General features: G+C 58.0%; 7 protein-coding genes. All 7 read left to right on the forward strand.

Annotated elements, in window-relative coordinates:
• Positions 1–44 precede the first annotated feature (44 nt).
• Complete coding sequence (locus Q669_RS12030; protein WP_022992441.1) at positions 45–1,046, forward strand: metalloregulator ArsR/SmtB family transcription factor; 1,002 nt, start codon at positions 45–47, stop codon at positions 1,044–1,046.
• Between the two features lie 143 nt (positions 1,047–1,189).
• A complete protein-coding gene (gene metK / locus Q669_RS12035) occupies positions 1,190–2,380 on the forward strand; it encodes a methionine adenosyltransferase (protein ID WP_022992442.1) in 1,191 nt (396 codons plus the stop codon).
• Between the two features lie 73 nt (positions 2,381–2,453).
• Positions 2,454–3,848, forward strand: coding sequence for an adenosylhomocysteinase (gene ahcY / locus Q669_RS12040; RefSeq protein WP_022992443.1), 1,395 nt, complete (start codon positions 2,454–2,456; stop codon positions 3,846–3,848).
• Between the two features lie 12 nt (positions 3,849–3,860).
• Entirely contained in the window at positions 3,861–4,730 is an 870-nt protein-coding gene (gene metF, locus Q669_RS12045; protein ID WP_022992444.1) for a methylenetetrahydrofolate reductase [NAD(P)H], read from the forward strand.
• A gap of 205 nt (positions 4,731–4,935) precedes the next feature.
• On the forward strand, positions 4,936–5,694 hold the full coding sequence (locus Q669_RS12050; protein ID WP_022992445.1) for a transporter substrate-binding domain-containing protein: 759 nt from the start codon (positions 4,936–4,938) through the stop codon (positions 5,692–5,694).
• A gap of 29 nt (positions 5,695–5,723) precedes the next feature.
• A complete protein-coding gene (locus Q669_RS12055) occupies positions 5,724–6,437 on the forward strand; it encodes an amino acid ABC transporter permease (RefSeq protein ID WP_011786488.1) in 714 nt (237 codons plus the stop codon).
• A gap of 13 nt (positions 6,438–6,450) precedes the next feature.
• Positions 6,451–7,197, forward strand: coding sequence for an amino acid ABC transporter ATP-binding protein (locus Q669_RS12060; protein ID WP_011786489.1), 747 nt, complete (start codon positions 6,451–6,453; stop codon positions 7,195–7,197).
• The last annotated feature ends 292 nt before the right edge of the window (positions 7,198–7,489 follow it).

Consider the following 7,489-nt stretch of genomic DNA (forward strand, 5'->3'; position numbering starts at 1 on the left):
ATGGCTATTGATCGACCAACCGAACGCCCCTACACTTGCCAACCATGACCTCACTCAATGCACATGCGAACGAATTGTCCTCTGTGGACGTACTGGCCCCGATCTTCAAGGCGAGCGGCGACCCCCTGCGCCTGGAAATCCTGCGGGTGCTGCGGCGGGACACCTTCGGTGTGCTGGAGCTGAGCCAGATGTTCGACATGCGCCAGTCCGGCATGAGCCATCACCTGAAAGTGATGCACAAGGCCGGCTTGCTGGAGCCCCAGCGGGAAGGCAATGCCATTTTCTATCGTCGCCCGCTGAATCTGGACAGTGACAAACTGGCCGACCAGGCGATCCGCCAAATTTTCGAAACCGTCGACAGGGTTGCCCTGCCCCGGCACCTTAATGAAAAGATTGAAGCCATACGAGAGCAGCGGGCGGGACAGTCCCAGGCCTTTTTCTCCCGGCACTCCGAACAATTCCGGGAACAGCAGGAGCTGATTGCTGCCTTTGACCTGTATGCCGAGCCTACCGCGGAACTTATTCGCAAGCGTGCAGCGAGGCAGTCATGGCAGAGCGTTCTGGAAATCGGACCGGGTGAAGGCGGGTTCCTGCCGGTACTGTCGGAGCTGTTCCAGCATGTGGTTGGCCTGGACAACAGCAAAGACATGCTTGCCAAGGCGACGCGCACCTGCATAGAGGAACACCTGAACAACGTCGACCTGATCGAAGGCGTGACCGACACCCTGCTGGCGCGGGGCGACGCCTTTGACCTGATTGTAGCCAACATGGTGCTGCATCATGTGCCCAGCCCCGCGGACATTTTTCTGGACGCCGCAGCCCTGATGAACAGTGGCGGTTGTCTGGTCGTCAGTGATCTGTGCAGTCACGACCAGGACTGGGCCAAAGAAAACTGCGGCGACCTGTGGCTGGGCTTCGAGCCGGAAGAACTGACTTCCTGGGCGGCAGACGCCGGGCTGACCGCTGGCGAACAGCTGTTTATAGGCCTGCGCAACGGGTTCCAGGTACAGGTAAGAGAATTCTGGAAGAGTACAGAAGCGGCGTAACCAGTCGCCGCCACAGGAATATCAAAAACTTTTGATATGGGTGTAGGTAGTTTTACGTATGCCCTAACAACAACCAAGGCAGCCGGTAGGTCGAACAGGACGGAGCCGGTACGAATTTGCAATCGCTCAAGAGGAGCACACCTATGTCTGACTACAACATCTTCACCTCCGAATCGGTCTCCGAAGGCCATCCGGACAAACTGGCCGACCAGATTTCCGATGCGGTACTGGACGCCATCCTGACCGACGATCCGCACGCGCGCGTGGCCTGCGAAACCATGGTCAAGACCGGCGTGGCCATCGTCGGCGGTGAAATCACCACCAGCGCCTGGGTCGATCTGGAAGACCTGGTACGCGGTGTGATCAAAGACATCGGCTACACCTCCTCGGAAGTAGGCTACGACGGCGACACCTGTGGTGTGATCAACATCATCGGCAAACAGTCCGTCGACATCGCCCAGGGCGTTGACCGCCAGAAGCCGGAAGACCAGGGCGCAGGCGACCAGGGACTGATGTTCGGCTACGCCAGCAACGAAACCGACGTGCTGATGCCGGCGCCGATCACCTTCTCCCACCGCCTGGTTCAGCGCCAGGCCGAAGCCCGCAAGAGCGGCCTGCTGCCGTGGCTGCGTCCAGACGCCAAGAGCCAGGTCACCTGCCGCTACGAGAACGGCAAGGTTGTGGGTATCGATGCTGTGGTTCTGTCTACCCAGCACGACCCCGACGTCACCCAGGCCGACCTGAAAGAAGCCGTGATGGAGCTGATCGTCAAGCACACCTTGCCGGCTGAACTGCTGCACAAAGACACCCAGTTCCACATCAACCCGACCGGCAAGTTTGTGATCGGTGGCCCGGTGGGTGACTGTGGCCTGACTGGCCGCAAAATCATCGTAGACACCTACGGCGGCATGGCCCGTCACGGTGGTGGCGCCTTCTCCGGTAAAGACCCCTCAAAGGTCGACCGTTCCGCCGCCTACGCCGGCCGTTACGTCGCCAAGAACATCGTCGCCGCCGGCCTGGCCGAGAAATGCGAGATCCAGGTGTCCTACGCCATCGGTGTAGCCCAGCCGACCTCCATTTCCCTGAACACCTTCGGCACCGGCAAGATCAGCGATGACAAGATCATCGACCTGGTACGCGCGAACTTCGACCTGCGCCCGTACGCGATCACCAACATGCTCGACCTGCTGCACCCGATGTACCGGTCCACCGCAGCCTACGGCCACTTCGGCCGTGACCCGTACGAGATGACCGTCGGCGGCAAGACCTTCACCGCGTTCCCGTGGGAGAAAACTGACCGTGCGGCCGCCCTGAAAGACGCTGCAGGCATCTGAACAGACCATTCCGGATAAATGGGCGTATTCCACTCCAACGAATACGCCCAAACCAAACTGACAGGAGAACACCATGAGCACTCCGGCCGAAAAACTGAACGACTTCCAGGACTACAAAGTCCGCGACATCACCCTCGCCGACTGGGGACGCAAGGAAATCAAGATCGCCGAAGGCGAAATGCCCGCCCTGATGAAACTGCGCGAAAAGTACAAAGCCGAGCAGCCGCTGAAAGGCGCCAACATCATGGGCTGCATCCACATGACCATCCAGACCGCCGTGCTGATCGAAACCCTGGTGGAGCTGGGCGCTAACGTTCGCTGGTCATCGTGCAACATCTTCTCCACCCAGGATCAGGCTGCAGCCGCCATCGCGGCGCAAGGCATTCCCGTGTTTGCCTGGAAAGGTGAGACAGACGAAGAGTACGAATGGTGCCTGCACAAAACCGTCGGTGCGGACGTAGACGGCTGGGAGCCGAACATGATCCTGGACGACGGCGGCGACCTGACCGAGCTGCTGCACAAGGAATACCCACAGGTAATTGCCAAGTGCCACGGCGTAACCGAAGAAACCACCACCGGCGTACACCGCCTGCAGGAAATGCTGCGTGACGGCACCCTGAAGATCCCGGCGATTAACGTCAACGACTCGGTGACCAAGTCCAAGAACGACAACAAGTACGGTTGTCGTCACAGCCTGAATGATGCCATCAAGCGTGCCACCGACCACCTGCTGTCTGGCAAAAAGGCCCTGGTCATCGGCTACGGCGACGTGGGCAAGGGTTCCGCTCTGTCCCTGCGTCAGGAAGGCATGATCGTCAAAGTCACCGAAGCCGATCCGATCTGTGCCATGCAGGCGTGCATGGACGGTTTTGAAGTCGTGTCTCCGTACATTGACGGCGTGAACACCGGTAACGAGCAGGGCATCAACAAGGATCTGCTGGCCAACACCGACCTGCTGGTAACCACCACCGGTAACGTCAACGTGTGTGACGCCAACATGTTGAAAGCGCTGAAGAGCGGTGCCGTGGTGTGCAACATCGGCCACTTCGACAACGAGATCGACACCGCCTACATGCGCAAAAACTGGGAGTGGGACGAGGTCAAGCCGCAGGTGCACGTGATCTACCGCGACAAGGCCAGCAACGACCACCTGATCCTGCTGTCCGAAGGCCGTCTGGTAAACCTTGGCAACGCCACAGGTCACCCGTCCCGCATCATGGATGGCTCCTTTGCCAACCAGGTGCTGGCGCAGATGTACCTGTTCGAGCGCAAGTTTGCCGACCTGCCGGAAGATTCCAAGGCCAAGGGCGTTTACGTCCAGGTTCTGCCCAAGCAGCTGGACGAGGAAGTGGCCCGCGCCATGGTGGAAGGTTTTGGTGGCGTGATCACCAAGATGACTCCGGACCAGGCGAAATACATCGGTGTACCGGTCGAAGGCCCGTACAAGCCGGAAAGCTACAGGTACTAATCGGAAACGAACATGGAATCCCAGAAGCAATTCAAACGCCGCTTCAGTTTCGAGTTTTTCCCGCCCAAGACCGATCAGGGCAAGGAGAAGCTGCAAGCGGTTCGTAACCAGCTGGCCGAGGTGAACCCGGACTTCTTCTCGGTCACCTTCGGAGCGGGCGGTTCCACCCGGGACCGCACCATCGAGACGGTGCTGAACCTGCACCAGCAGGGCATCTCCACGGCACCGCACCTGTCCTGCGTGGGCGGTACCCGTGAGGAAATCGGCGAGCTGCTGGATGTGTATAAAGAGAACGGCATCAACCGGATCGTTGCCCTGCGCGGCGATATGCCATCGGGCATGGGCGCTTCCGGTGAACTGCGTTACGCCAATGAACTGGTGGAATTCATACGGCAGCACAGCGGCGATCACTTCAATCTGGAAGTGGCCGCTTACCCGGAGTTTCACCCTCAGGCCCGCAACGCCGAGGAAGATCTGAAGAACTTCGCGCGAAAGGTACAGGCCGGTGCCAACAGCGCCATCACCCAGTACTTCTTTAATGCCGACAGTTACTTCTACTTCATCGACCGTCTGGAGCAGATGGGCGTCACCATTCCGGTGGTGCCGGGCATCATGCCCATCGTCAACTTCTCCAGCCTGGTGCGGTTCTCGGACATGTGCGGCGCGGAGATCCCGCGCTGGATCCGCAAGCAGCTGGAAGCCTACGGTGACGACACTGACAGCATCCGCAAGTTCGGTGAAGAAGTGGTCACTGACATGTGTGAAAAACTGCTGAAGGCCGGCGCTCCAGGGTTGCACTTCTATACCCTGAACCAGGCTGAACCCAGCCTTTCCATCTGGAAGAACCTGGGTATCAGCGACCGGGAGAAAATCGCGTTCTGACACGCCTTCCCAGCCGGTAAAGAGAGGGGCTCCGGCCCCTCTTTCCTTTCATAACCGCCTGATTTCCTGCAAATCCTGTCTCCATAGTCTAGACTGTATCTGATGCATCCCCATCAACGCTCCCTGTGATGCACGGTCACAAAGAGTGCTTTCACAGACTGCCTTACCGGGCAGACGGGGCATAAAAAAACAGAAAGGAGAAAGCATGAGCACGAAATGGCTGAAAACACTGGGTGCTGGTATGGCACTGTCTGTAGCCGCAACCTCAGTCAGCGCAGAGACCCTGCGCGTGGTTACCGACCCAAGCTTCGTCCCGTTTGAAATGATGGATCAGGAAACCGGAGAAATGATCGGTTTCGATATGGAGATCATTGCCGAAGTCGCCGAACGTGCAGGCTTTGATTACGACCTCAACACCATGGATTTCAACGGCATTATCCCGGCCCTGCAAACCGGCAACGTGGATATTGCCATCGCCGGCATCACCATTACCGATGAGCGCGAGGAAATCGTCGATTTCTCCGATCCTTACTACGATTCCGGTCTGCGCATCCTGGTGAGCCAGAACAACGGCGACGTTGATGAAATGTCGGACCTGGAAGGCATGAAAGTCGGCACCAAGATTGGCAGCACCAGCTATGACTTCCTGATGAAAAGCCTGGACGACAACGACGGTGTAACGCCGTACCCCGGCAGCTCGGACATGTACATGGCGCTAATGTCCGGTGCCGTTGATGCGGTTTTCTACGATGCCCCAAATGTTGGCTACTTCGCCAGCACCCGCGGCAAAGGCAAGGTCAAGACCGTAGGCCCCCTGTATGAAGGCCAGCAGTACGGTATTGCCCTGAAAAACGGCAGTAAATGGGTCGGCCCGGTTAACGAGGCCCTGGCAGAAATCAAGGAAGACGGCACCTACAAGACCATTTATGAAAAATGGTTCGGCCCCATGCCTGAAGACAAGTAACCCGCCACTCGAACCGGCCGGGGCACACAATGCCCTGGCCGATTCCTCCCAACCCAACGGAGAAACACACTGTGGAATTCCAGTTTCAGTTTGACTGGCAGGCGGCCATCAATTCCATTCCCTACCTGGCCAAGGGTATTCCCTACACCCTGATGATTTCCTTCGGTGGCCTGGCCATCGGTTTTGTTCTGGGCATCGTGTTCGGCCTGCTCAGCATCAACAAGAATTGGTTCTTGCGCTGGCCCGCCACTGCCTACATCGAGATTTTCCGCGGCACCCCCATCCTGGTACAGGTGCTGTTTATCTTCTACGGCCTGCCCGACCTGGTTGGCGGCCCGATCGACCCGCTGACAGCCGGTATTGCCGCGATCGCCCTTAACTCCGGTGCCTATATCTCCGAAGTGGTCCGTGGCGGCGTGCAATCCATCGACAAAGGCCAGACCGAAGCCGGTCTGTCTCTGGGCCTGTCACGCTCCCAGACTTTCTGGAACATTGTCTGGCCCCAGGCCTTCCGACGCATGATTCCGCCCCTGGGCAACCAGGCCATCGTCAGCATCAAGGACACCTCACTGTTCTCGGTCATCGGCGTGGGCGAACTGGTACGCCAGGGCCAGGTGTACATTGCCAATACCTTCACCGCGTTCGAGGTGTATTTTGTGGTGGCCATCATGTACCTGGCCATTACGCTGTCCCTGTCACTGATCCTGCGGCTGCTTGAGCGCCGTGGTGTCGCGTCTGCCTGAAGGAGCCCGAGCAATGACACAGATTGTAAAAATGAAGGGCATGAACAAATACTTCGGCAAACTGCATGTCCTCAAGGATATCGACCTGACCGTGGAACAGGGCGAAGTGGTGGTGATCATCGGCGCCAGTGGCTCCGGCAAATCTACCCTGATTCGTTGCGTGAATGGCCTGGAAGAATACGAATCCGGGTCGCTTGAGGTGGATAACCACCCTCTGGCCCCGAAAGGCGGGAATCAGAACAGCCTGGCGGAAATCCGCAAGGAAGTGGGCATGGTGTTCCAGCAGTTCAACCTGTTCCCGCACCTGACGGTGAAAAAGAACATCATGCTGGCGCCCATGAAGGTGAAAAGAACGGCCGAAGTGGTTGCCAACGCCACCGCCGAACGCCTGCTGGAACGTGTAGGCATCGGCAACCAGGCCGATAAATACCCCAGCCAGCTATCCGGCGGCCAGCAACAGCGGGTGGCCATCGCCCGGGCTCTGGCCATGGAGCCCAGGCTGATGCTGTTCGACGAACCCACGTCAGCGCTGGACCCGGAAATGATCGGGGAAGTGCTGGATGTCATGCGGGAGCTGGCCCGAGAAGGTATGACCATGATGGTCGTCACCCATGAAATGGGCTTCGCCCGCGAGGTGGCCGACCGGGTGATTTACATTCACGAAGGCCAGATTGTCGAGGAAGGCAAACCCGACGAGGTGTTCGATAACCCTCAGAATGAGCGCACCCAGGCATTCCTTTCCCGGGTACTGGCACACTAACAGCCCCCCTTTCGCCTCGATGGAACCTTTCTATCGAGGCGAAACCTTTCCTCCACGAAGCTACTCACGCTTAGCAGAAACTCTCCCCTCACCAAATCGATCACGCAGAGCGCGCGCTGTCTGCCATTGACCCAGAAGCCTTCGCGAACTATGAGCGGCCGGGCGATAGCTTTGACATATCTTCGTGATATAAGGTTATTACTTTATCGAATTAGTCATTAAGGCTATCTTTTAACTGTCAACAAGGCAGAAAAGTCTCAAGAGGATATACCTATGGATACTCAAGCAGCAC

The sequence above is a fragment of the Marinobacter sp. C1S70 genome (assembly GCF_000475355.1).
Lineage (GTDB): Bacteria > Pseudomonadota > Gammaproteobacteria > Pseudomonadales > Oleiphilaceae > Marinobacter > Marinobacter nauticus.

Excerpts from the sequence above, each read along its gene's own strand:
- Q669_RS12030 (WP_022992441.1), top strand. The coding sequence starts at position 45 with ATGACCTCACTCAATGCACATGCGAACGAATTGTCCTCTGTGGACGTA.
- metK (WP_022992442.1), top strand. The coding sequence starts at position 1,190 with ATGTCTGACTACAACATCTTCACCTCCGAATCGGTCTCCGAAGGCCAT.
- ahcY (WP_022992443.1), top strand. The coding sequence starts at position 2,454 with ATGAGCACTCCGGCCGAAAAACTGAACGACTTCCAGGACTACAAAGTC.
- metF (WP_022992444.1), top strand. The coding sequence starts at position 3,861 with ATGGAATCCCAGAAGCAATTCAAACGCCGCTTCAGTTTCGAGTTTTTC.
- Q669_RS12050 (WP_022992445.1), top strand. The coding sequence starts at position 4,936 with ATGAGCACGAAATGGCTGAAAACACTGGGTGCTGGTATGGCACTGTCT.
- Q669_RS12055 (WP_011786488.1), top strand. The coding sequence starts at position 5,724 with ATGCCCTGGCCGATTCCTCCCAACCCAACGGAGAAACACACTGTGGAA.
- Q669_RS12060 (WP_011786489.1), top strand. The coding sequence starts at position 6,451 with ATGACACAGATTGTAAAAATGAAGGGCATGAACAAATACTTCGGCAAA.